Source organism: Paraburkholderia sp. GAS42 (assembly GCF_050436565.1).
In the GTDB taxonomy this organism is placed as follows: Bacteria; Pseudomonadota; Gammaproteobacteria; order Burkholderiales; family Burkholderiaceae; genus Paraburkholderia.
Genome location: NZ_JBNDML010000028.1, coordinates 1 through 21,065, shown reverse-complemented (window position 1 = coordinate 21,065; position 21,065 = coordinate 1). Strand labels below are relative to the sequence as shown.

General features: G+C 63.3%; 21 protein-coding genes, 1 tRNA gene and 1 pseudogene. 15 read left to right on the top strand and 8 right to left on the bottom strand.

The window, feature by feature from the left end; genetic code table 11:
• Positions 1–79 precede the first annotated feature (79 nt).
• Positions 80–155: transfer RNA gene (locus P3T16_RS30415), tRNA-His, on the top strand.
• 128 nt (positions 156–283) lie between these two features.
• Here the strand turns inward: P3T16_RS30415 and P3T16_RS30410 are convergent.
• A complete protein-coding gene (locus P3T16_RS30410) occupies positions 284–1,714 on the bottom strand; it encodes a DHA2 family efflux MFS transporter permease subunit (protein ID WP_429345062.1) in 1,431 nt (476 codons plus the stop codon).
• 145 nt (positions 1,715–1,859) lie between these two features.
• Here P3T16_RS30410 and P3T16_RS30405 point away from each other — a divergent pair, with 145 nt between their 5' ends.
• The 3 genes from P3T16_RS30405 (at position 1,860) to P3T16_RS30395 (ending at position 4,776) form a co-directional block, all read left to right on the top strand.
• On the top strand, positions 1,860–2,912 hold the full coding sequence (locus tag P3T16_RS30405; RefSeq protein WP_429256519.1) for an NADP(H)-dependent aldo-keto reductase: 1,053 nt from the start codon (positions 1,860–1,862) through the stop codon (positions 2,910–2,912).
• A 109-nt stretch (positions 2,913–3,021) separates the two neighbouring features.
• Positions 3,022–4,074, top strand: coding sequence for a permease (locus P3T16_RS30400; RefSeq protein ID WP_429256518.1), 1,053 nt, complete (start codon positions 3,022–3,024; stop codon positions 4,072–4,074).
• A 279-nt stretch (positions 4,075–4,353) separates the two neighbouring features.
• Positions 4,354–4,776 carry a hypothetical protein gene (locus tag P3T16_RS30395; protein ID WP_429256517.1) on the top strand — a complete coding sequence of 141 codons (423 nt, stop codon included), beginning with the start codon at positions 4,354–4,356 and terminating at the stop codon, positions 4,774–4,776.
• Between the two features lie 41 nt (positions 4,777–4,817).
• On the opposite strand, the gene P3T16_RS30390 is transcribed toward P3T16_RS30395, so the two are convergent.
• Both P3T16_RS30390 and nodI read right to left on the bottom strand, forming a co-directional pair.
• Positions 4,818–5,648, bottom strand: a complete 831-nt coding sequence (locus P3T16_RS30390; protein WP_429345061.1) for an ABC transporter permease — start codon at positions 5,646–5,648, stop codon at positions 4,818–4,820.
• An 88-nt stretch (positions 5,649–5,736) separates the two neighbouring features.
• Entirely contained in the window at positions 5,737–6,657 is a 921-nt protein-coding gene (gene nodI, locus P3T16_RS30385; protein WP_429345060.1) for a nodulation factor ABC transporter ATP-binding protein NodI, read from the bottom strand.
• A 248-nt stretch (positions 6,658–6,905) separates the two neighbouring features.
• On the opposite strand from nodI, the gene P3T16_RS30380 reads away from it, so the two are divergent.
• Positions 6,906–7,376, top strand: a complete 471-nt coding sequence (locus P3T16_RS30380; protein WP_429256514.1) for a universal stress protein — start codon at positions 6,906–6,908, stop codon at positions 7,374–7,376.
• 37 nt (positions 7,377–7,413) lie between these two features.
• Here the strand turns inward: P3T16_RS30380 and P3T16_RS30375 are convergent, their stop codons facing one another.
• From P3T16_RS30375 to lexA, 3 genes are all read right to left on the bottom strand, one after another.
• Positions 7,414–8,085, bottom strand: a complete 672-nt coding sequence (locus P3T16_RS30375; protein ID WP_429345059.1) for a DUF2939 domain-containing protein — start codon at positions 8,083–8,085, stop codon at positions 7,414–7,416.
• 109 nt (positions 8,086–8,194) lie between these two features.
• Positions 8,195–8,536: a hypothetical protein gene (locus P3T16_RS30370; RefSeq protein ID WP_429256512.1), complete on the bottom strand. Its 342-nt coding sequence runs from the start codon at positions 8,534–8,536 to the stop codon at positions 8,195–8,197.
• 19 nt (positions 8,537–8,555) lie between these two features.
• Positions 8,556–9,206 (bottom strand): transcriptional repressor LexA, encoded by a 651-nt coding sequence (gene lexA / locus P3T16_RS30365; RefSeq protein ID WP_429256511.1) that lies wholly within the window; start codon positions 9,204–9,206, stop codon positions 8,556–8,558.
• Between the two features lie 292 nt (positions 9,207–9,498).
• On the opposite strand from lexA, the gene P3T16_RS30360 reads away from it, so the two are divergent.
• The 10 genes from P3T16_RS30360 to P3T16_RS30315 all read left to right on the top strand — a co-directional run bounded on the left by P3T16_RS30360 (position 9,499) and on the right by P3T16_RS30315 (position 20,088).
• Entirely contained in the window at positions 9,499–10,536 is a 1,038-nt protein-coding gene (locus P3T16_RS30360; RefSeq protein ID WP_429345058.1) for a sulfate ABC transporter substrate-binding protein, read from the top strand.
• A 130-nt stretch (positions 10,537–10,666) separates the two neighbouring features.
• Complete coding sequence (cysT, locus tag P3T16_RS30355; RefSeq protein WP_429345057.1) at positions 10,667–11,572, top strand: sulfate ABC transporter permease subunit CysT; 906 nt, start codon at positions 10,667–10,669, stop codon at positions 11,570–11,572.
• Positions 11,569–12,537 carry a sulfate ABC transporter permease subunit CysW gene (cysW, locus tag P3T16_RS30350; protein ID WP_429345056.1) on the top strand — a complete coding sequence of 323 codons (969 nt, stop codon included), beginning with the start codon at positions 11,569–11,571 and terminating at the stop codon, positions 12,535–12,537. The genes cysT and cysW overlap by 4 nt, the downstream gene beginning before the upstream one ends.
• Positions 12,538–12,549: 12 nt before the next feature.
• On the top strand, positions 12,550–13,608 hold the full coding sequence (locus P3T16_RS30345) for a sulfate/molybdate ABC transporter ATP-binding protein (RefSeq protein WP_429256507.1): 1,059 nt from the start codon (positions 12,550–12,552) through the stop codon (positions 13,606–13,608).
• A 50-nt stretch (positions 13,609–13,658) separates the two neighbouring features.
• On the top strand, positions 13,659–14,585 hold the full coding sequence (locus P3T16_RS30340) for a CysB family HTH-type transcriptional regulator (protein ID WP_429345055.1): 927 nt from the start codon (positions 13,659–13,661) through the stop codon (positions 14,583–14,585).
• 91 nt (positions 14,586–14,676) lie between these two features.
• On the top strand, positions 14,677–15,708 hold the full coding sequence (locus tag P3T16_RS30335) for an asparaginase (RefSeq protein ID WP_429345054.1): 1,032 nt from the start codon (positions 14,677–14,679) through the stop codon (positions 15,706–15,708).
• Positions 15,709–15,900: 192 nt separating this feature from the next.
• A complete protein-coding gene (locus P3T16_RS30330) occupies positions 15,901–17,223 on the top strand; it encodes an FAD-binding oxidoreductase (RefSeq protein ID WP_429345053.1) in 1,323 nt (440 codons plus the stop codon).
• Positions 17,220–17,960, top strand: coding sequence for an SDR family oxidoreductase (locus P3T16_RS30325; RefSeq protein WP_429345052.1), 741 nt, complete (start codon positions 17,220–17,222; stop codon positions 17,958–17,960). The genes P3T16_RS30330 and P3T16_RS30325 overlap by 4 nt, the downstream gene beginning before the upstream one ends.
• 82 nt (positions 17,961–18,042) lie before the next feature.
• On the top strand, positions 18,043–18,468 hold the full coding sequence (locus P3T16_RS30320) for a GtrA family protein (RefSeq protein ID WP_429256502.1): 426 nt from the start codon (positions 18,043–18,045) through the stop codon (positions 18,466–18,468).
• A 198-nt stretch (positions 18,469–18,666) separates the two neighbouring features.
• On the top strand, positions 18,667–20,088 hold the full coding sequence (locus P3T16_RS30315; protein WP_429345051.1) for a UbiA family prenyltransferase: 1,422 nt from the start codon (positions 18,667–18,669) through the stop codon (positions 20,086–20,088).
• 133 nt (positions 20,089–20,221) lie between these two features.
• Here P3T16_RS30315 and lysM read toward each other — a convergent pair whose 3' ends face one another.
• Together lysM and P3T16_RS30305 are read right to left on the bottom strand one after the other, a co-directional pair.
• Complete coding sequence (gene lysM / locus P3T16_RS30310) at positions 20,222–20,722, bottom strand: peptidoglycan-binding protein LysM (RefSeq protein WP_429345050.1); 501 nt, start codon at positions 20,720–20,722, stop codon at positions 20,222–20,224.
• A 191-nt stretch (positions 20,723–20,913) separates the two neighbouring features.
• Positions 20,914–21,065: pseudogene (locus tag P3T16_RS30305) on the bottom strand (IS110 family transposase); the annotation flags it as partial.

Below are 21,065 nucleotides of genomic sequence, written 5' to 3'. Positions count from 1 at the left end.
CCATGTTTGTATAATCTCGCTTCTTGATCGGCAAGCCAGTTCATGGCGAGCTACGAAGCAGTTCAAAGTTGTCCCAGTGGTGGCTGTAGCTCAGTTGGTAGAGTCCAGGATTGTGATTCCTGTCGTCGTGGGTTCGAGTCCCATCAGCCACCCCATCGTTTAAATTCCCCCTGTCTGTTTTATGGCTATTCCCGGAAGCGAATTCTTTCGTCGCGTCGTCGCGTTTGTACGCTTCGTCGAGCCTTCTTCGCCCTGCGTCGAGCCATCGCAAGACATACAACCGTCAAACCCCACTGCGCCCATGTCCGCTCACGTGTGCGCCTGCCCGCCGGTCGAGGCCGACCACGTCGACGATTGCCGCGAACCCCAGCGCGGCCACGATCAGAAACGCCAGGCTGAAGTCGGCGGTGGTCACCGTCTGGCCGTCGTGTCCGTGAACCCACGCCGCGATCCGCAGCGCGATCGCGCCGAATGCGACGCCCATGCCCACGGTCATCTGCCCGAGCGTGCTCGAGAGCGTCGACGCGCCGCTCATCTGCGATTTGGGGACGTCCGCGAAACTGAGCGTGTTGATCGCGGTGAACTGCAGCGAACGCGCGAGGCCGCTGACGAACAGCACCACGACAATCCAGAACGAGGGCGTCGTGGGCGTCAGCAGACTCATCGCTGCAAGCGACAATGCTGCGAACGCGCCATTCACCAGCAGCACGGAGCGGAACCCGTATCGTCGCATGATGGGCGTCGTGACGAGCTTCATCGACAGGTTCCCGGCGAACACCGCGAGCGTGAGCAAGCCGGACTGGAACGCGTTCAAGCCGAAGGCGATCTGGAACATCAGCGGCAGCAGAAAGGGCACCGCGCTGATCGACACGCGAAAGAGCGATCCGCCGCCCATCGCGACTGCAAAAGTCCTGATCGTGAACGCGGAAAGGTCGACCACCGGATGCGTCGTGCGCCGCAGATGAAACAGCGCGGCCGCGCCGGCCACGACGCCGATGACGAGGCACACCAGCGCCTGAATCCACGGCGCGTCCGCGCGACCGGTCAATTCCATCGCGTACATCAACGCTGTGCAGGCGAGCCCCGACAACACGAAACCCGGCGCGTCGAACGGGCGCTTTTCCGCTTCGCGTTCGTTGCCGATGAAGCGCCATGCCAGCACAAGGCCAATCAGGCCAAGCGGCAGATTCAGATAGAAGATCCAGCGCCACGATGAATACGTCGTGATCAGGCCGCCCAGTGGCGGCCCGATCACCGGCGCCACAAGTCCTGGCCAGGTGATGATCGAGATCGCGCGCATCAGGTTGTCCTTGGGCGTCGCGCGCAGGACCGCCAGCCTGCCGACCGGCACCATCATCGCGCCGCCGATGCCCTGAAGGATGCGCGCCGCCGTGAATTCAACGAGACCATTTGTGATGCCACACAGCACCGACGAAGCGGTAAACACCGCAAGCGCGGCGGTGAACACGTTGCGCACGCCGAAGCGGTCGGCTGCCCAGCCGCTGATCGGGATGAAGACGGCGAGCGTCAGCAGATACGACGTGATGCCGATGCTGAGATCGACCGGATGCACGTTGAACGATCGCGCCATCTGCGGCAGGGCGGTTGCGATGATGGTGCCGTCGAGGTTTTCCATGAAGAACGCGGCGGCCACAAGCACGACGATCAGCGACGAATCACCGGGATGTGGTGTGACGGACGATGAACCTGACATCTACATGACACTCCGGAGCGAAGTGAGGCGGGGCGGCGCATCCGCATGCGTCGCGCGAGAGCGTCATTCTAGCGGTCCTGCACGCGTTGCGGCGGCGTGGTAACTTCGATGCTCTCCGCCCACATCAAGCATAAGGAACAGTTCGATGGAATACCGCAGACTCGGCGCAACGGACGTAAAGGTCAGCGTCATCGGCCTCGGCACGATGACGTGGGGTGAGCAGAACACCGAAAGCGAAGCGCATGCGCAGATCGACTACGCGCTCGACCACGGCGTCAACCTGATCGATGCCGCGGAAATGTATCCGGTGCCGCCGCGTCCCGAGACGCAGGGTTCGACCGAGCGCTACATCGGCACGTGGATCGCGCAGCATCGAAGCGCGCGCGAGAAGATCGTGCTTGCCACCAAGATCGCCGGACCGGCGCGTCAGCCGCACAACCCGCGACATATTCGCGGCGAGGGCAACCAGTTCGACCGCAAGAACCTGACCGAAGCACTCAACGACAGCCTCAAGCGTCTGCAGACGGACTACGTCGATCTGTATCAACTGCACTGGCCTGATCGCAGCACGATGACGTTCGGCCGCACGGCCTATCCGTGGATCGACGACGCATACACGGTGCCGATCGAGGAAACGCTCTCGGTGCTCGCGGAGTTCGTGAAGGAAGGCAAGATCCGCCACATCGGCGTGTCGAACGAAACGCCGTGGGGCGTCGCGCAGTTTCTGCGTGCTTCGGAGAAGCTCGGCTTGCCGCGCATCGTCAGTATCCAGAATCCGTACAGCCTCCTGAACCGCACGTTCGAACTCGGCCTGTCGGAGTTCAGCCATCGTGAAGACGTCGGTCTGCTCGCGTATTCGCCGCTCGCGTTCGGCTGGCTGTCGGGCAAGTACGAAGGCGGTGCGCGTCCCGCAGGCGCACGTATCACGCTGTTCGAGCGCTTTCAGCGCTACAGCAAGCCGCAATCGGTCGAAGCAACGACGCGCTATGTCGAACTCGCGAAACGTCATGGACTGTCGCCGGCGCAGTTCGCGCTTGCGTTCGTCAACAGCCGTCCGTTCCTGACGAGCAATCTGATCGGCGCGACATCGCTCGATCAGCTGAAGGAAAACATCGCGAGCGCAGATGTGATGCTCTCGCCGGAAGTGCTGGCCGAGATCAACGCATTGCACGAACGGCAACCGAATCCGGCGCCTTAACGATGTCGCGACGCGGCGTCGCTCCGTTGGATGCGCGGGGATGCATCCTGAAATGGGCCATGCCACAATCTGCCCTGCTGACCCACACCGACCGTCACCCAAAACAATGATGAACACCACACGTCAAACACAACCGGTTTCCGGCTGGCTGGTCTTCCTGCTGATCGCCGTGGTCGGGCTCTTCTACGTGAAGTGGTTTCCGTATTACAACCGCGCGTTCACTGCCGCGTCGACGCATTCGATCGGCAAGTCGATCCTGATGGGTACGGCAGCGAGCCCGCCCGAGCCGTCGCTCGCGGCCGCGCTCGATTACGCATGGGCGTACGGCAAGGCGATCTGGCAGGCGATGGTGCTGGGCCTGCTGCTCGGCTCGGCGGTTCAGGCGCTGATACCCGCGCACTGGGTCGCGCGACTTCTCGGCAGGACCAGCTTTGGCAGCGTCGCGGCGGGCGGCATGCTGGCGATTCCCGGCATGATGTGCACCTGCTGCGCCGCGCCGGTTGTCGTCGGTCTGAGGGCGCGTGAGGCGTCGCCGGGCGGTGCGATCGCGTTCTGGCTCGGCAACTCGGTGCTCAATCCGGCGACGCTCGTCTTCATGGGCTTCGTGCTCGGCTGGAACTGGTCCGCCTTGCGGCTCGTGCTCGGCGTGCTGATGGTATTCGGACTCGGCTACGTGGTGAACCGTTTCGTCGCGCCGCAAGACGCTCAAGCCGCCGACGCCCGTCTCGCGGAACGCGTCGCGCTGCAACAGACGGGCAACGTGTTCGCCCGCTGGCTGCAGATTCTGGCGCGCATGGCCGTGCGCCTGATTCCCGAATACCTTGTGCTGATCCTGCTGCTCGGCGCGGCGCGGGCCTGGCTCTTTCCGCACATTGGGCCGGACATTGGCAATCACGTTGGCTGGATCGTCGCACTGGCCGTCGCCGGCATGCTGTTCGTGATCCCGACGGCCGGCGAGGTGCCGATCATTCAGGCGATGCTGTCACTCGGCATGGGCGTCGGCCCGGCGGGCGCGCTGCTGATGACGCTGCCGCCGGTCAGCGTGCCGTCTCTCGCGATGCTCGTCCGTTCGTTTCCGCCGCGCGTGCTGGCGCTGGTGGCCGTGTCGGTGGTCGGGTTTGGGGTTGTCGCGGGGGCGCTCGCGGTCGCACTGGGCTTCTGATCGCGCCCCGCCAGATTGGTGCGCTGCCACGCGATCGGTAACGAATTGCCGTGTTCAATCGTCAAACGCGACCTAAACTGGGGGAACTGAGCGGGGGAACTGAGCGGCGAAACCGGGAACGGTGCGCACGATGTTCACAATGCGCCGTGGCCCGCGCGACGGCTGCGTCGGGCGTCCGGATGGTACGATTCAGCCCGCGATGGCAACCTGCACAACCCGCGGCGACCTGCCGTAACGCGGCTGTCCGCCCGAAAAGAACGATTGAATCCAGGAAACAGAATGGCGCAACAAAAAACGAATCCGAAGCTTGAACAGGCGCTCACGCGCGGGGACCTCGCCATCCGCCAGGCGAACTCGGCGCGGGCGACTGCGCTGCTGCGCGCGCTCGGCAAGATGATCATCGACGCTTCGGCGACGATCGGTGTGGAAGCGTTCACGCTGATTCCCGACGGCGATCGCATTTACGATCCGGCCGACGGTCTGTGGCCGCAAACGCTGCTGATCTCGCTCGACGGTCCGGTGGAAGAAGCGGATCAGGACGAAGTGCGCACGATCCGCCTCCTGGCTGACGATCCGGGCACGGTGTTCCGCGTCGAATGGCAACGCGCGGACGGCAAGGTCGGACGTCAGGACGGCGGTCCGTTCGCCACCGTCGCGTTCATTTCGGACGTCGATATTCCGTGGACCGACGACGAAGACTGACCGTCGACTTCGTCGTACCTTCGGTGTGATCGCGCCGTCGTTCAGCGCATCATGCGACGCCGGAACAGCATCGCAGAAATGATGAACGGCACGATCACATATGCCGCGAGCACGCCGACGTGCAGCGCGGCATCTTCGACCGGACGGCCGAGCATCGCCGGCCGGATCAGCTCCACAGCGTGCGCGAGCGGCAACAGCAGCGTGATCTGCTGCGCGACGGCGGGCAGTTGCGTCACCGGAAAGAACACGCCGGAAAGCAGCATCATCGGCGTAAGCGCGAGCGTCTGATAGAACATGAAAAAGTCGTACGACGGCGCGACCGCTGTCACGATCATCGCGACACTCGCGAAGGCGAGGCCCGTCAGCACGACCACGGGCAGCGCGATTAGCATCGACGGAAAGCTCGCGTAGCCGAGCAGGCCCGCCACCAGCATGATCGCCACGCCCGACAGCACCGACTTGCTGGCCGCCCAGATCACTTCACCCAGCACGATATCGCCGAGTGTCAGCGGCGTATGCATGATCGCTTCCCACGTGCGCTGCACGTGCATCCGCGAAAAACCCGAATACATCGACTCGAAACTCGCCGACATCATCACGCTCGATGCGACCGTGCCCGCCGCGAGAAACGAGATGTACGACACGCCTTCGACGTGTCCGACCATCAGTCCGAGTCCCAGACCCAGACCGAACAGATAGATCATCGGATCGGCGAGGTTGCCGAACATCGAGGCGATGGCGAGCTTGCGCCACACCAGATAGTTGCGGCGCCAGACGGCGATCCAGTTGACCGCGTTCGCGGGCAGGGCAGCGATGCCTTCGTGCAGCCGGGAAGGCTTCGCGGGGGAGGAGTCGTAACTGCGTGCGTCCATATATTTCCGGTGAATCTTTGCCTTTGCTGCGGGTTGGGTGGCGAGCGCTTTCGGTCGCTTATGTCTGCGTTTGCGTTTTTGCAGTGGCTCAGTCCTGCATCTCGCGGCCGGTGAGCCGCAGAAAGACGTCTTCGAGATTGGCCGGCCGATGCAGATAGCGCAGATCGGTGCGCTGCTTGAGTTTCGTGTGCACCGGCTGCGGATCGTCGACGTAGCAGAACAGCGTCAAGCCACTGATTTCAGTGCGTACTGCGAACGGCGCAAGTTCGTCGCGCAGCAGCGCCGGGTCGGGACCATAGATTTCGATCACATCGCAACCAATCTCCGACGCGATCAGTTCACGGGGCGCGCCTTCCGCGATCTTGCGACCTTCCTCGATCACGCACACGCGATGACACAGCCGCTCGGCTTCTTCCATGAAGTGCGTCGTGAGCAGGATCGTCTTGCCGCGCGCGAGCAGCGAACGAAGCCGCTCCCAGATCAGGTGCCGCGCCTGGGGATCGAGACCGGTGGTGGGCTCGTCCATGATCAGTACGTCAGGATCGTTGACGAGCGCGCGGGCCAGTGTGAGGCGCCGCTTCATGCCGCCCGAGAGTTCGCCGACGCGTGCGTCGGCCTTGCTTTCAAGGCGCGCGAATTCGAGCAGCGACGGCACGAGATCGCGCGTTTGCGCCGCGCTCAGGCCGAAGTAGCGGCCGAACACCAGCAGATTTTCGCGGACGGTGAAATCGGGATCGAGGTTGTCGAACTGCGGCACGACGCCGACGCGCGCCCGGGAGTAACGCGCGCGCGCCGGAATGGGCTCGCCGCAGAGCTGGATCGTGCCCGCATCCGGCGCAGCGATGCCGAGCAGCATGCGCAGCGTCGTCGTCTTGCCGGCGCCGTTTGGACCGAGCAGGCCAAAACATTCACCCGCGCGGACATGGAATGAAAGGCCGTCCACGACCGTTTTCTCTCCATAGTGCTTTTTCACCTCTTCGAATCCGATTGCTGCGTTTGGTAGGTACATGGATCGACACTTGCTCCGGACTTGCTTCTGACTTGCTCGATACGCGCCTGCGAGGCGAGGGCAGGCTATTCTAGGGCATCGCCGTCGTCGCCGCCGGGCGCCAGATTGCTGCGATGGGGCGCTTTTTGCACTGCGGCAGGGCGTCAAACACGGTGGCGACGCACTTAGCGTTTTCCATCCCTTGCAACCTGAATTGCGGCGCACCATGATTGAAGCGATGCCGCGATCGACGCGGATGGGAGATGACCATGGCGAGCTACAAAAAAATCCTGCTGTGCTACGACGGCTCGCGCGAAGGCCGCAAGGCGCTGCGCTGCGGCGCGGACCTTGCGCTTGACCTTAAGGCCGAGACGCATCTGCTCTCGGTGGTCGACATGCGCTCGAGCATTGCGCAAAGCGCGGGTCTATTGACTGACGTCGCATGCGGCCGTTTCGAAGACACGGCTCGCGACATCCTTCAGGAAGGCGTGAACTGGCTGACCGAGCGCGGGGTTCAGGCGCACGGTCATTTCGCATTCGGCCATCCGATCGATGAAATTGCCAATCTGGCCAATCAGTTGCAGGTCGATCTGGTCGTGGTCGGCCATCGGTGCCGGACCGGTCTCTCGCGATGGTGGATGGGCGCCGGCAACACGCCGTTGCTCGATAGAGTGTCGTGTAGCATCCTGGTGGCGTGTTCATCGGTGGAAGAGCAGCATCAGACGGCGGCCGCGGCCTGACATCGAATGCGATTCTGGACGACGCGCGTGTTCGCGTTCAGCCGTTGAGATCGACAGCTGACAGCTTCCACGAAAAGAGTCCATCGCGTCGCAGGATCGCGGAATAGTGCGTATCGCCGACACCGTGCCGATACGTTACGACGAACTCGTTGATCCCGTGATATTCCGCCGTGGTCTGTGGAGGTTGTGGCGGCGTCTGCTGGACCGGCGACGTTGAAGCGGCGGGCGGCGCAGGTGCCTGTGGCGCTGCTGCGCCCGGCGCCCCGGTGGACCGCCCGTTCGGTGCTCCATCCGATACCGGACCGGCCGCTACCGGTGGCCGCTCGCCGAGGTCGCCGCGCGGCGGCATGCCGTTCAGCAACGCTGCGACGCCGTCCGGCGTCGCATACGCATCCACCAGTGGACCAATCAACGCAACGCCGATCATCGCGCCGATGGCGGCCAGCGGATTTCCGTTGTGCTGCGCATCGAGCCGCCTTGCGAGCAGCCCGGTGACCTGCTGCTTCAGACTTTCGCGCAACGCGGGAAAGTCGACGTATTCATTGACCGTCTCGGCGTCGCGGGCATCCGCAGCCCGCTTAAGGCTGTCGAGCGCGATGTAGGGCGACGCATATCCATACCCCAGCGCAGCCACGACCACGATTACAACAATCGCGATGGCAAACGCGCGCAGGGAACGACGATTTCTTGTGGGTACCGAAACGCTCATAGGTTGCGACTCGCCGTTAAACGTCAATTAACGTGGACCGCAACGAAGTGAAAACGATCCCTTGCGGCTCCTGATGCTACCGCAAGAATCCGTTTTCGCACGCCTTCAACTATTCGAACAGCGCGCCTTGCATGGCCGCGCTTTCTTCCGCGATACAGCGGTCGATCATGCGGCACACTGCGTCGACAGTTCCCACCATGATGAGCCGCGACGGCCCGTGATACACGCGCACCGGCGCGCGACGGCCCGGCTCCGCGTTCAACCCTGAGTTCAGCGAAACACGCGCAAAAGCCGGCATCGCGGACGGCAAGGTCGACGCTTCCGTCATCACCTCGCGGTCGAACAGCGACGGCGCACCGGCAGCGTCGAGCGGTGCGCACGGCACCAGCTTGCGCAGATGACGCAGACGTCCGAACTGACGAAAAGGGAGCAGGCGGGCAAGGCGTTCCATGAGACTCTCCAGGCGAAGTTCAGAATTCGGTCGGGCGAATCAGCCCAACCGCGATGCCTTCGAGCGCAAATTCCCCGCTGCCGGCCTGAACAAAGATGTTTTCATAATCGGGGTTCTCGGCGATCAGCTCGATACCGTCCGGCCGGCGCTTCAGGCGCTTGACCGTGACGTCGTCGCCAATACGCGCAACGATGATCTGACCGTCTTTCGCTTCGCTCTTCTTCTGCACGGCGAGCAGGTCGCCGTCGAAGATGCCCGCATCGCGCATCGACAGCCCGCGCACCTTCAGCAGGTAGTCCGGCCTGCTGGAGAAGAGCGCCGGGTCGCACGCGTAGTGCTGCGAGATGTGCTCCTGCGCGAGGATCGGGCTACCTGCCGCCACCCGGCCGATCAGCGGCAATGACAGCTGCATGATGCTCGAGTGCGGCAACGTGAACTGGTAAGGGCTGTCGTCCGAACCGGACAGCAGCCGGATACCGCGCGACGCGCCCGCCGCAAGCTCGATCACGCCTTTGCGCGCCAGCGCGCGCAGATGCTCTTCCGCCGAGTTCGCCGAGCTGAAACCGAGCTCGGCGGCAATCTCCGCGCGGGTGGGCGGGAAGCCGGTGCGTTCGATGGCCCGGCGGATCAGATCGAAAACCTGCTGCTGTCGTGCGGTGAGTTTGGTCATGGCGCCACTGTATGGATGAACAGGTGACTGTATTTTTATACAGTAATCGGCGCATTTCAAGCTTTACTTTAAGTTCGTCCGGATCGCCGCCGCCAGAACGCCGGTTTTCGGCGTTGTCGCAGCCGGATTCGTGTCGCAACGCTACGCCAGGCCGTCGTTACCACTTTTGAGTATTAAAAAATGAAGAACAATTATTTTTAATGATGAAAGCCGTTCGATAGACTGGCCTCCAGTTGATGCAAAGCAACGCACACGCGCCGCGATAACGAAAGAACAAACCGGAGAAAATCGGATGAGCAGAAATACGGGGCTGGCAGGCAAAACACGAAAAATCGTCACGGCGCTCGCGCTGGGCGTCGCGGCAGCAGCGGGTGTCGCCGGTCAGGCGCTGGCAGCGGATACGACGCTGCTGAACGTGTCGTACGACCCGACGCGCGAGCTGTATCAGGACGTCAATCAGGCGTTCGGCAAGGAATGGAAGGCGAAAAACGGCGAGTCGGTCACGTTCAAGCAGTCGCACGGCGGCTCGGGTGCACAGGCGCGCTCGGTGCTCGACGGTCTGCAGGCTGACGTGGTGACGCTGGCGCTCGCATACGACATCGACGCGATTGCGAACAAGGGCCTCATCGACAAGGGCTGGCAGAAGCGTCTGCCGGACAACGCGTCACCGTACACGTCGACCATTGTGTTTCTGGTGCGCAAGGGCAACCCGAAGCACATCAAGGACTGGGACGACCTGATCAAGCCGGGCGTTTCGATCGTGACACCGAACCCGAAAACCTCCGGCGGCGCACGCTGGAACTACCTGGCTGCGTGGGCGTACGCGGAGCATCAGCCGGGCGGCAACGACCAGAAGGCGAAGGAATTCGTCGGCAAGCTTTACAGGAACGCGGGTGTGCTGGACTCCGGGGCCCGCGGCGCGACGACAAGTTTCGTGCAACGCGATATCGGCGACGTGCTGATCGCGTGGGAAAACGAGGCGTTTCTGTCGGTGAAGGAATTCGGCCCGGACAAGTTTGAGATCGTCGTGCCGTCGGTGAGCATCCTGGCTGAGCCGCCCGTCGCGGTGGTCGACAAGGTCGTCGACAAACACGGCACGCGCAAACTGGCTGAGGCGTATCTGAATTTCCTCTATAGCGAGGAAGGTCAGGAGATCGCCGCGAAGAATTTCTACCGTCCGCGTTCGAACAAGGTGCCGGCCGCGCTGACGGCGAAGTTTCCGAAGCTGAAGCTGTACACGGTGGACGACAGCTTCGGCGGCTGGACCAACGCGCAGAAGACTCACTTCGCGGACGGCGGCGTCTTCGATTCGATCTATCAGCCGCAATGACGCCAATGCCAATACGTATCAGGCAGTGAAACCAGACAGGCGCGCCCATCGGGCGCGCTTTTTGGCCAGATGGACCCCGAAGTCTTGACCCGGCTTGAAGCGCGGGTTTAACCCTGAAAGAGCACCCAGCATGACGACGTTGACCTTCCGAAAGCCGAGCGCGTTACCCGGCTTCGGCCTGACACTCGGCATCACCGTGGCGTATCTGAGCCTCGTGGTGCTGATTCCGCTCGCGGCGACCTTTCTGAAAACCGCGACGCTCGACTGGTCGCAGTTCGTGCGCGCCGTGACGTCGCCACGCGTGCTCGCGTCGTACCGGCTGACGTTCTTCGCCGCGCTCGGCGGCGCGCTGATCAACGCCGTGTTCGGTTTCCTCGTGGCGTGGGTGCTGGTGCGCTACACGTTTCCGTTCAAGCGGATCGTCGATGCGGTCGTCGATCTGCCGTTCGCGCTGCCGACTTCGGTGGCCGGCATTTCGCTCGCGGCCGTGTATTCGGGCAACGGCTGGCTCGGACAGTTTCTCGTGCCACTTGGCATCAAGGTCGCGTTTACGCCGCTCGGTGTGCTGGTCGCGCTGACGTTTATCGGCCTGCCGTTTGTCGTGCGAACCGTGCAGCCGGTGCTCGAGGATTTCGAGCGCGAACAGGAAGAGGCCGCCGCGTGTCTGGGTGCGTCGCGCTGGCTGACGTTCCGTCGGGTGGTGTTGCCTTCGGTGTTGCCCGCGCTGCTGACGGGTTTCGCGCTTGCGTTCGCGCGTGCGCTCGGCGAATACGGCTCGGTGATTTTCATCGCGGGCAATGTGCCGATGAAGTCCGAAATCACGTCGCTGCTCATCATCACGAAGCTCGAACAGTACGACTACGCGGGCGCGACCGCGCTTGCCGTCGTGATGCTGGTCGTGTCGTTCCTGATGCTGCTGCTGATCAATACGCTGCAGTGGTATCTGCAACGGCGCACGAGTCGCGGCGCGTCGGGGCCGACCGTGCCGCCGGTGGGCGCTTCCACTGCGGCCGCCGTCGCCGGAGGTGCGCAATGAGCGAGGATTCCGTGACGTTCGCCTCGGGCAATCCGCGCAACGGCGCTGCGGTCAACCGCCGCCCTGATCCCGTGACCGAGCCGCGCGCCGTGCGCTGGCTGCTCGTCGGCATCGCGTTGCTGTTTCTCGCGCTGTTTCTGGTCGTGCCGCTTGCCGCTGTGTTCTATCAGGCTTTCAGCAAGGGCGTCGGTTTCTACTTCGAATCGCTCGCCGATCCGGATGCGCTTTCCGCCATCAAGCTCACGGTGATTACCGCGGCGATCGCCGTGCCGCTGAATCTCGTGTTCGGTCTGGCCGCGTCGTGGTGTATCGCGAAGTTCGAGTTCCGCGGCAAGGCGCTGCTGACGACGCTGATCGATCTGCCGTTCTCCGTCTCGCCGGTGATCTCAGGTTTGATCTATGTGCTGATGTTCGGCGCGCAAGGCTGGTTCGGTCCGTGGCTCGAGGCGCATAACGTGCAGATCATTTTCGCCGTGCCGGGCATCGTGCTCGCGACGATCTTCGTCACGTTCCCGTTCGTCGCGCGGGAGCTAATTCCGTTGATGCAGGCGCAGGGTAACGATGAAGAAGAAGCCGCTCACGTGCTCGGCGCGTCGGGCTGGCAGATCTTCCGCCGCGTGACGCTGCCGAATGTCCGGTGGGGTCTGCTGTACGGCGTGATCCTGTGTAACGCGCGTGCGATGGGCGAGTTCGGCGCGGTGTCGGTGGTGTCGGGCCACATTCGCGGACAGACCGACACGATGCCGCTGCACGTCGAGATTCTCTACAACGAATACAACTTTTCCGCGGCGTTCGCCGTGGCCTCCGTGCTCGCGCTGCTCGCGCTCGTCACGCTGGGCCTCAAGCTGCTTGCGGAACGTCATATGTCGGCAGAACGCGTCGATGCGCAGGCTGTGCCCGCGCACGCCGGTCCCGTCACCCCGTCGCCGGCGCCGTCGAATGCGGCCAGCCGTCCGGTCCAGTAAGGAGAGCAGCACATGGGCATCACCGTTCGTAACCTGCAGAAGCGCTTTGGCGATTTCACCGCGCTCGATAACGTTTCGCTCGATTTCCCGCCCGGCGAGCTCGTCGCCCTGCTTGGCCCTTCGGGGTGCGGGAAGACCACGCTGCTGCGCGTGATCGCGGGCCTCGAATACGCGGATGCCGGCCAGGTCGTGCTGCAAGGTCAGGATGTGGCGGAAGTCGGCGCGCGTGAGCGTCAGGTCGGTTTCGTGTTCCAGCATTACGCGCTGTTCCGTCATATGACGGTGTTCGAAAACGTCGCGTTCGGTCTGCGTGTGAAGCCGCGCAAGGAGCGGCCGTCGGAAGCGGTGATCCGCGAGAAAGTGCATGAGCTGCTCAAGCTCGTGCAGCTCGACTGGCTCGCGCAACGCTTTCCTTCTGAGCTGTCGGGCGGACAGCGTCAGCGTATCGCGCTCGCGCGTGCGCTCGCCGTCGAACCGAAAGTGCTGCTGCTCGACGAGCCATTCGGCGCGCTCGATGCGAAGGTCCGCAAGGAACTGCGCAGCTGGCTGCGTCGTCTGCACGACGATCTGCATATCTCGACGATCTTCGTCACGCACGACCAGGAAGAAGCGCTCGAAGTCGCGGACCGTATCGTCGTGCTGAATCGCGGACACGTCGAGCAGGTCGGCAGCCCGCAGGACGTGTACGACCATCCGCAGACATCGTTCGTCTACGAGTTTCTCGGCGCGGCGAACCGGCTGCATGGCAAGGTCGATCGCAGCGGATTCGTGGTCGACGGCGCGGCGCTGCCGATCTCGATTGCCGCGGGTTTCGAGGGGCCGGCGTTTGCGTATGTGCGTCCGCACGATCTCGCGTTGTACCCGAAGGCCGACAGTCATCGCGATGGCATCACGGTCGGCGTGCGGCGCGTGGTGACGCTGGGCGGCTCAGTGCGCGTCGAACTCGAAGGGCACGAAGGCCGCGTGCTCGAAGCGGAACTCGATCGTGAAGCGTGGCGCGAACTGCGTCTGAATGTCGGCGATGGCGTGACGGCGGTGCCGCGCGCACTGCGCGTGTTTCCCGCGCATTGATCGCGCATTGATCACATAACCCTAACTTCGGCAGAACCGGAGACAAGCCAATGAACTTCCAGCAATTGCGTTTTGTGCGTGAAGCGGTGCGCCAGAACATGAACCTGACCGAAGTCGCGAACGTGCTGTACACGTCGCAGTCGGGCGTATCGAAGCAGATCAAGGATCTCGAGGACGAACTCGGCGTCGATATCTTCATCCGTCGCGGCAAGCGGCTCACGGGTCTCACTGAGCCGGGCAAGGCTGTCCATCAGCTGATCGAACGGATGCTGCTCGACGCGGAGAATCTGCGCCGTGTCGCGCGGCAGTTCGCGGATCAGGACAGCGGCCACCTCGTGGTTGCGACGACCCACACGCAGGCGCGCTATGCGCTGCCGAAGGTGATCCGCCAGTTCACGGAGGTGTTCCCGAAGGTGCATCTGGCGCTGCGTCAGGGTAGCCCGCAGCAGATCGCGCAGATGATCATCAACGGCGAAGCGGACATCGGTATTTCGACCGAAGCGCTCGACCGCTATCCGGACATCGTCACGTTTCCGTGCTATTCGTGGCATCACGTGGTGGTGGTGCCGAAGGGCCATCCGCTCGTCGGCCGCCCGAATCTGACGCTCGATGAAATCGCCGAATTCCCGATCGTCACCTACGATCAGGATTTCACGGGCCGCTCGCATATCGACCAGGCGTTCGCAAAGGCCGGCGCGCTGCCCGACGTCGTACTCACCGCGATCGACGCCGACGTGATCAAGACCTACGTCGAACTTGGCATGGGCATCGGCATCGTGGCGGCGATGGCCTACGATCCGAAGCGCGATACCGAACTCGTCGCGCTCGATACGCAGCACCTGTTCGAGGCGAGCACGACGCGCGTCGGTCTGCGCAAGGGCGCGTTTCTGCGTGCGTATGCGTACCGGCTGATCGAGATGTTTGCGCCGCAACTGAGCGAAGCGGAAATTGCCGCACAGTTGCGCGAAGCGGCGTGATGGTGTTGTGCGATAAGGATGGGGCATAAAGCGTCCGCGCGGTCGGGCGGACTCCTCGCGGATCGCGCGGCGCATCGCTTACAATCGCCGCATGAATACTTCCAGTTCTTCTTCCAGCGCAGCACCGTCGAACGGCCTGCCGCGTATTGCCGTCCTCGCGACGGGCGGCACGATCGCGGGCTCCGCCGCCGATGCCGCGAATACTGCCGGCTATCAGGCGGGCGTTGTCGGCGTCGACCGGCTGCTCGCAGCGGTGCCGGCGTTATCGGATGTCGCGCAGGTGGTGGCCGAACAGGTTGCCAGCATCGACAGCAAGGACATGGCGCTTCTGCTGTGGACGACGCTCGCGCAGCGCGTGAACGCGCTGCTCGCGACCGACGACATCGACGGCGTCGTGATCACGCACGGCACTGACACGCTCGAAGAAACCGCGTACCTGCTGCATCTGACCGTGAAAAGCACGAAGCCTGTCGTGCTGACCGCAGCCATGCGGCCTTCGACGGCGCTTTCCGCCGATGGTCCGCTGAATCTGCTCAACGCGGTCGTGGTGGCGGCCAGCGCCGCGGCGCACGGGCAGGGCGTGCTCGTCGCGATCAATAACCGGATCCACAGCGCGCGCGATGTCGTGAAGACGAGCACGTTCGCCGTCGATGCGTTCCAGTCGCCGGAAGTCGGCGCACTGGGCTGGGTGCAGGACGGGCGCGTCGAGTTCCAGCGCAGCGTCGTCCGCCCGCATACGGTCGATACGGAATTCGTGATCGGCGCGAAGTGGCCGGGCGTGGAGATTGTCGCGAGTTATGCGGGCGCATCGCGCGTGACCGTCGATGCACTCGTGACGGCCGGCGTGCGCGGCATCATCGTGGCGGGGACCGGAAACGGCTCGATTCACGCGTCGATCCAGCAGGCGCTCGCCGACGCCGTGTCGCAGGGCGTGGCCGTGGTGCGCGCGTCGCGTGTCGGCTCGGGACACGTGATGCGCAACGGCGCGGCGCCCGACGATACGCTCGGTTTTGTCGCCGCGAACGGGCTGAACCCGTACAAGGCGCGTGTGCTGCTGATGCTGGCGCTCGCCGCAGGCGGCGCCGGGCCGGTGGTGCTGCAGCGGGCCTTCGATACGTATTGACCGACGCCCGGCCCGGCGGGCGCTGCGGGTTTCCAGCGCAACCGGGCCGGACACCGTCCACGGCCAGCCCGACCACCCGGCGACCGGGCGACCGGGCGCGCCCATCTGGTTAACCCCATCTGTGAGGTAACCCACGCGCCTTGCGGGCGTTTCGTGCCAGGATGACGCTCATATCGTCCACCGTGGCACCCAATGAGCGCGTCGAAGCTCCAGTCGTGGGGGCATTACCCCTACGCGCCTCAATCCAGTCATCCGCTGTCGTGGCGAGACGCCATCCAGGCCCAGCTGGACGACGCGCGCGCCCGCTTCGGCACGACCTTGCCGTTCGGCAACGGCCGGAGTTATGGCGACTGCTGTCTTGCGGCGACCGATCACGTTTTACATATGCGCGGCCTCGGCCGCTTTATCAGCGCCGACTGGGAGCGCGGCATCGTGCGGGCCGAAGCCGGCGTCATGCTCGGTGAAGTGCTCGAACTGTCGATTCCGCGCGGCTGGATGCTGCCGGTCACGCCCGGCACCCAGTTTGTGACGCTCGCCGGCGCAGTCGCCAACGATGTCCACGGCAAGAATCACCACGTGCGCGGCACGTTCGGACGGCACGTCCGGCGATTTTCACTGCTGCGCTCGGATCGCGAACCGGCCGAATGCGCGCCCGGCGAAAACGACGAACTGTTTTGCGCGACGATCAGCGGACTGGGTCTCACCGGCGTGATCGAATGGGTCGAAATCCAGCTGATGCCCGTGCGCTCCAGCCGCATTTCGATGACCAGTATCCGTTTTGGCGACCTGGACGAGTTTCTGTCGCTATCGAGCGAACTCGATCCGCAGCACGAATATGGCGTCGCGTGGGTCGATTGCCTCGCGAGCGGCGTCCAGTTGGGGCGCGGCATCTACATGTCGGGCGATCATGCCGCCGACGGCGATTTCACGCTGAAAGGCAAGCGCCTGCGCAACGTCCCGTTCGTGCTGCCGTTGTCGCCGCTGAACCGCTACACGCTCAAGGTCTTCAACGAGTTCTACTACCGGCGACAGGCGCAGCGCGTCGAACACACCAGCGTCGATTTCGCGAGCTTCTTCTATCCGCTCGATGGCGTTCGCAACTGGAACCGGATCTACGGGCGGCGCGGCTTCCAGCAACATCAGTGCGTGATTCCCGAGGCGGCGTCGCGCGACGCACTGAAGGCCATTCTTGCGACGATTGCAAAGAGCGGTCTGGGTTCGTGTCTCGCCGTGCTGAAGCGTTGCGGCACGCTGGTTTCGCCGGGGCTGCTGTCGTTTCCGATGCCCGGCGTATCGCTCGCGCTGGATTTCCCGCAGCACGCGCGCCGCAATGAAGCGCTTTTCCGGCAGCTCGACGCAATCGTCAACGAAGCAGGCGGCCGCCAGTATCCGGCCAAGGACGCCCACATGAGCGGGGCGGACTTTCGCGCGGCGTATCCCGCGTGGCAGGAACTTGAACGCAATCGCGATCCTGCCCTGATGTCTCGTTTCTGGAAACGGACCACACAATCATGAAGAATATCCTGATCGTAGGCGGCTCGTCTGCCATTGCTGTCGCGTGCGCGCGGCGCTGGACGAAGGAGGGCGCGAACCTGTTTCTGACGGGCCGGCACGAAGTCCGGCTGGAAGCCGTCGCACAGGATCTGCGGGTGCGCGGCGCGCCTTCGGTCGAAACCTACCTGCTTGACATGAACGATCACCTGCAGCACGCCACGATGCTGAAGGCCTGTCAGGCGGCGTTCGGCCGGATCGATATCGTGCTGATCGCGCATGGCACGCTGTCCGACCAGGCGCAATGCGAACGCGATGTGGAGGCGGCGATGCGCGAACTGCAGACGAACGCAATGTCGACCATCGCGCTGCTTACGCTGCTGGCCGGCGTGTTCGAAAGCCAGAAAAGCGGCACGATCGCCGTGATTTCGTCCGTTGCGGGCGACCGCGGGCGTCCGTCGAACTACGTGTACGGGGCCGCCAAGGCCGCGGTGGGGACCTTCTGCGAAGGATTGCGCGCGCGGCTCTTCAAATCCGGCGTGCGCGTGTTGACGATCAAGCCAGGATTCGTCGATACGCCGATGACCGCCGGGCTGTCGTTGCCGGGGCCGCTGGTGGCGTCGCCGGATCGGGTCGCGACGGATATCGTGCGCGCCATCGAACGCGGCAGGGACGCGCTGTACACGCCGTGGTTCTGGAGCGGGATCATGCTGATCATCCGCTCGCTGCCCGAATTCGTTTTCAAGCGGGTTTCGCTGTGAACGCGGCCGCACGCGCCGCCGCACGCGCAATCGCGTGGCTTTCGTGCCGGCGATGCCCGGTGTTTCGCGCGCGGAGATCGACATGAACAGTCCGACATTCGACGCGCCCTTTGGTCGCTCGCGCCTTGTAGTCTGGTACGCGATTTTCGCGGCGATCTCGATCGGCGCGAATCTCGGCAGCCAGAAGCTCGCGTTCTGGCTTTATCAGGGACGGTTTGCCGTGCCGCTTTCGGTGTGTATCGGCACGGGCGTCGGTCTCGTCGTCAAATACCTGCTCGACAAGGCGTGGATCTTCCGCTATCCGCACCGCAGTGTCGCGCACGGCATTCAGACGTTTGTGATGTACGTCGCGATGGGCCTCGGGACCACACTGGTCTTCTGGGCGGTGGAATTCGGCGCCGACGCCATCTTCCATTCCGAGCCTGCGCGGCTCACCGGTGGGGCGATCGGCCTCACGCTCGGCTATCTCGCCAAGTATCACCTCGATAAACGCTTCGTCTTCGCGTAATCCGAAGTGCGCTGGCGCACAGAGTTGCGCGCGCCGCGTCGATAGCATTCAGGCAGGTCATGCGTGATTCCGTCAACGGAACGTGCATTACACCGACCGCGTCGCTGTTCATGGTGCCCATGCCGTTCGGGCCACGTGCCGGCGCGGCGGCAAAACCCGGTCCAATGCGAAACCGACGCTCTGGCGGCGAGGTGTGATATGACAAGCGCGACGATCCCGCTGTGTGTGGATCTGGACGGCACGCTCACGCGAACCGACTTTCTGCTCGAAAGCTTCTTGGTCCTGCTGAAGCAGAACCCGTTCGCGCTGTTTCTGTGTATCGGCTGGGTGCTGCGCGGCAAGGCTCATCTGAAAGAACAGATCGCAAAGCGCGTGACGATCGACGTCGGCGTTCTGCCGTACAACACACAACTCGTCGACTATCTGCGCGACGAACATTCAGCGGGCCGCACGCTCTATCTGTGCACGGCGTCGAACCAGCGTTTCGCGAGTCAGGTCGCCGATCATTTCGGGCTCTTCAAGGGCGTGCTGGCGAGCACGGCTGACCATAACCTCATCGGTCGCAACAAGGCCGATGCGCTCGTCGAACAGTTCGGCGATCACGGCTTCGACTATTGCGGCGACGCGCTCGCGGACGTGCCGGTGTGGCGCAGGGCGCGGCAGGCGATCGTCGTCGGCGACAAGAGCATGGCGGCCGCCGCGCGCAAGGTGAATCAGGCGATTATTTTCTTCGAGCGCAAGCGTCAGATCATTCCCCTCGTGCTGAAAGAAATGCGCGTGCATCAGTGGGTCAAGAACGTGCTGATTTTCGTGCCGTTGCTGACCGCCCACAAGTTCACCGATCTCGGTGCGATCATTGCCGCGTGCATCGCTTTCGCGTCGTTCAATCTGTGTGCGTCGTCGGTGTATCTGCTCAACGACATGCTCGATCTGGACGCGGACCGGCGCCACGAACGAAAACGCAGCCGGCCATTCGCATCCGGGAATCTGCCGCTGTCATTCGGTATCGTGATGACGATTGGGTTGCTGGTCGCGGGCGCAGGGCTCGCGGCGTTGCTGCCGTGGCAGTTCGGCGTCGTGCTCGCGGGTTACCTTGCAGCGACGGTCGCCTATTCGTTCAGCCTGAAGCGCATGGCGCTGATCGATGTGTTCACGCTCGCGTGTCTCTACACGGTGCGCGTGATCGCGGGCGGCGCCGCCAACGACATTGCGTTGTCGTACTGGTTGATCCTCTTCTGCGTGCCGATCTTCCTGAGCCTTGCGATGGTCAAGCGCTACGTGGAACTCGAAGGCATTCTGCGTCTTGGCAAAATGGAAGCGGCGGGGCGCGGCTACATCACGCAGGACATGTCGATCCTGCGCTCGTTCGGTACGTCGTCGGCATATCTTGCGGTGCTCGTGCTGGCGCTCTATCTGAACTCGCCGGAACTCAAGCTGCTGTACCGTCATCCGCAGATGCTGTGGGCTGTGTTCGCGCTCACGCTTTACTGGGTCAGCCGTATCTGGATGTTCGCGTTTCGCGGGCAGATGCACGATGACCCGATTGTGTTCGCATTCAAGGATCGCGTGAGTTGTGCGGTGATCGGACTGTGTGGTGTGAGTATGGTGCTCGCGATCTAGTCTTTTACGCGACTCAGTTCGCTGCGCGTGATGTGACACGTGGCGCAGAAATAAAACGCGGCGGTGCAGGTGCTGAGCCTGTACCGCCGCGCTGTCATTGACCCCACGCTTGACGTGAAGCCTTGAAACGGTCTCACACCGCCGGAATCACCAGCACCTGGCCCGGATAGATCTTGTCCGGGCTCTTCAGCATCGGCGTGTTCGCCTGAAAAATCAGATCGTTCTTCGCGCCGCTGCCGTAATACTTTTCCGCGATCTTCCACAGATTGTCGCCAGAGACGACGGTGTGGAACTGTGCTTCAGGGGCGGGACTGGTGACCGTGAGCTGATCATCGACTTTCTCGACGTTGTGCACGTTACCTGCCGCGACCAGGATTTTTTCTTTCGTTGCCTGATCGGGCGCTTCGCCCGATACGGTGACAGTGTGGCTCGCGCCGTCGTATGCAACCAGCAGGTTAGTGGCGCTCAGCCCCTGCACGCTGATGTAGTTCGCGATGGCGTCACCGGCAATCTTGTTTAGCGCGTCGACATCGACTGGTGCGGCGGCGGGAGCATCCTGAGCGGCTTGCGCCGGCGCGGATGCGGTGCCGAACAGCTTTTCGCCTGCTTCCTTGATGAAACTGAGAATACCCATCGATCATTCTCCTGACGTGGTGAACAGGACTGATGCAGTCCTCGGGAATCTGATCGCGAAACAACCAGACGGAACCGATGCATTGTAGGAAAGAATGCCGGGAAGAGTTGTCAAAAAAGGTAGGGGCAGACGGCCCTTTAATCCGGGCAACGCTGCCATCTCTCAAGAAACCCGGCAGAAAAGATCGGTTCTCAGGGAATCGGCGCGTTTGGCTGGAGCTGGAATCCGAGGGCGGAAGCACGTCGCCTGAGGGCTGCGATGCTGCGCTGGCGCTGCTGTTCCTCATAGCGCTGCTGCCCCTGGTCGACGAAGGCTTCGCCGCGCGTGAGCATGAAGTACACCA

Coding starts and splice junctions, on each gene's coding strand:
- P3T16_RS30410 (WP_429345062.1), bottom strand. CDS start 1,714: ATGTCAGGTTCATCGTCCGTCACACCACATCCCGGTGATTCGTCGCTG.
- P3T16_RS30405 (WP_429256519.1), top strand. CDS start 1,860: ATGGAATACCGCAGACTCGGCGCAACGGACGTAAAGGTCAGCGTCATC.
- P3T16_RS30400 (WP_429256518.1), top strand. CDS start 3,022: ATGAACACCACACGTCAAACACAACCGGTTTCCGGCTGGCTGGTCTTC.
- P3T16_RS30395 (WP_429256517.1), top strand. CDS start 4,354: ATGGCGCAACAAAAAACGAATCCGAAGCTTGAACAGGCGCTCACGCGC.
- P3T16_RS30390 (WP_429345061.1), bottom strand. CDS start 5,648: ATGGACGCACGCAGTTACGACTCCTCCCCCGCGAAGCCTTCCCGGCTG.
- nodI (WP_429345060.1), bottom strand. CDS start 6,657: ATGTACCTACCAAACGCAGCAATCGGATTCGAAGAGGTGAAAAAGCAC.
- P3T16_RS30380 (WP_429256514.1), top strand. CDS start 6,906: ATGGCGAGCTACAAAAAAATCCTGCTGTGCTACGACGGCTCGCGCGAA.
- P3T16_RS30375 (WP_429345059.1), bottom strand. CDS start 8,085: ATGAGCGTTTCGGTACCCACAAGAAATCGTCGTTCCCTGCGCGCGTTT.
- P3T16_RS30370 (WP_429256512.1), bottom strand. CDS start 8,536: ATGGAACGCCTTGCCCGCCTGCTCCCTTTTCGTCAGTTCGGACGTCTG.
- lexA (WP_429256511.1), bottom strand. CDS start 9,206: ATGACCAAACTCACCGCACGACAGCAGCAGGTTTTCGATCTGATCCGC.
- P3T16_RS30360 (WP_429345058.1), top strand. CDS start 9,499: ATGAGCAGAAATACGGGGCTGGCAGGCAAAACACGAAAAATCGTCACG.
- cysT (WP_429345057.1), top strand. CDS start 10,667: ATGACGACGTTGACCTTCCGAAAGCCGAGCGCGTTACCCGGCTTCGGC.
- cysW (WP_429345056.1), top strand. CDS start 11,569: ATGAGCGAGGATTCCGTGACGTTCGCCTCGGGCAATCCGCGCAACGGC.
- P3T16_RS30345 (WP_429256507.1), top strand. CDS start 12,550: ATGGGCATCACCGTTCGTAACCTGCAGAAGCGCTTTGGCGATTTCACC.
- P3T16_RS30340 (WP_429345055.1), top strand. CDS start 13,659: ATGAACTTCCAGCAATTGCGTTTTGTGCGTGAAGCGGTGCGCCAGAAC.
- P3T16_RS30335 (WP_429345054.1), top strand. CDS start 14,677: ATGAATACTTCCAGTTCTTCTTCCAGCGCAGCACCGTCGAACGGCCTG.
- P3T16_RS30330 (WP_429345053.1), top strand. CDS start 15,901: ATGAGCGCGTCGAAGCTCCAGTCGTGGGGGCATTACCCCTACGCGCCT.
- P3T16_RS30325 (WP_429345052.1), top strand. CDS start 17,220: ATGAAGAATATCCTGATCGTAGGCGGCTCGTCTGCCATTGCTGTCGCG.
- P3T16_RS30320 (WP_429256502.1), top strand. CDS start 18,043: ATGAACAGTCCGACATTCGACGCGCCCTTTGGTCGCTCGCGCCTTGTA.
- P3T16_RS30315 (WP_429345051.1), top strand. CDS start 18,667: ATGACAAGCGCGACGATCCCGCTGTGTGTGGATCTGGACGGCACGCTC.
- lysM (WP_429345050.1), bottom strand. CDS start 20,722: ATGGGTATTCTCAGTTTCATCAAGGAAGCAGGCGAAAAGCTGTTCGGC.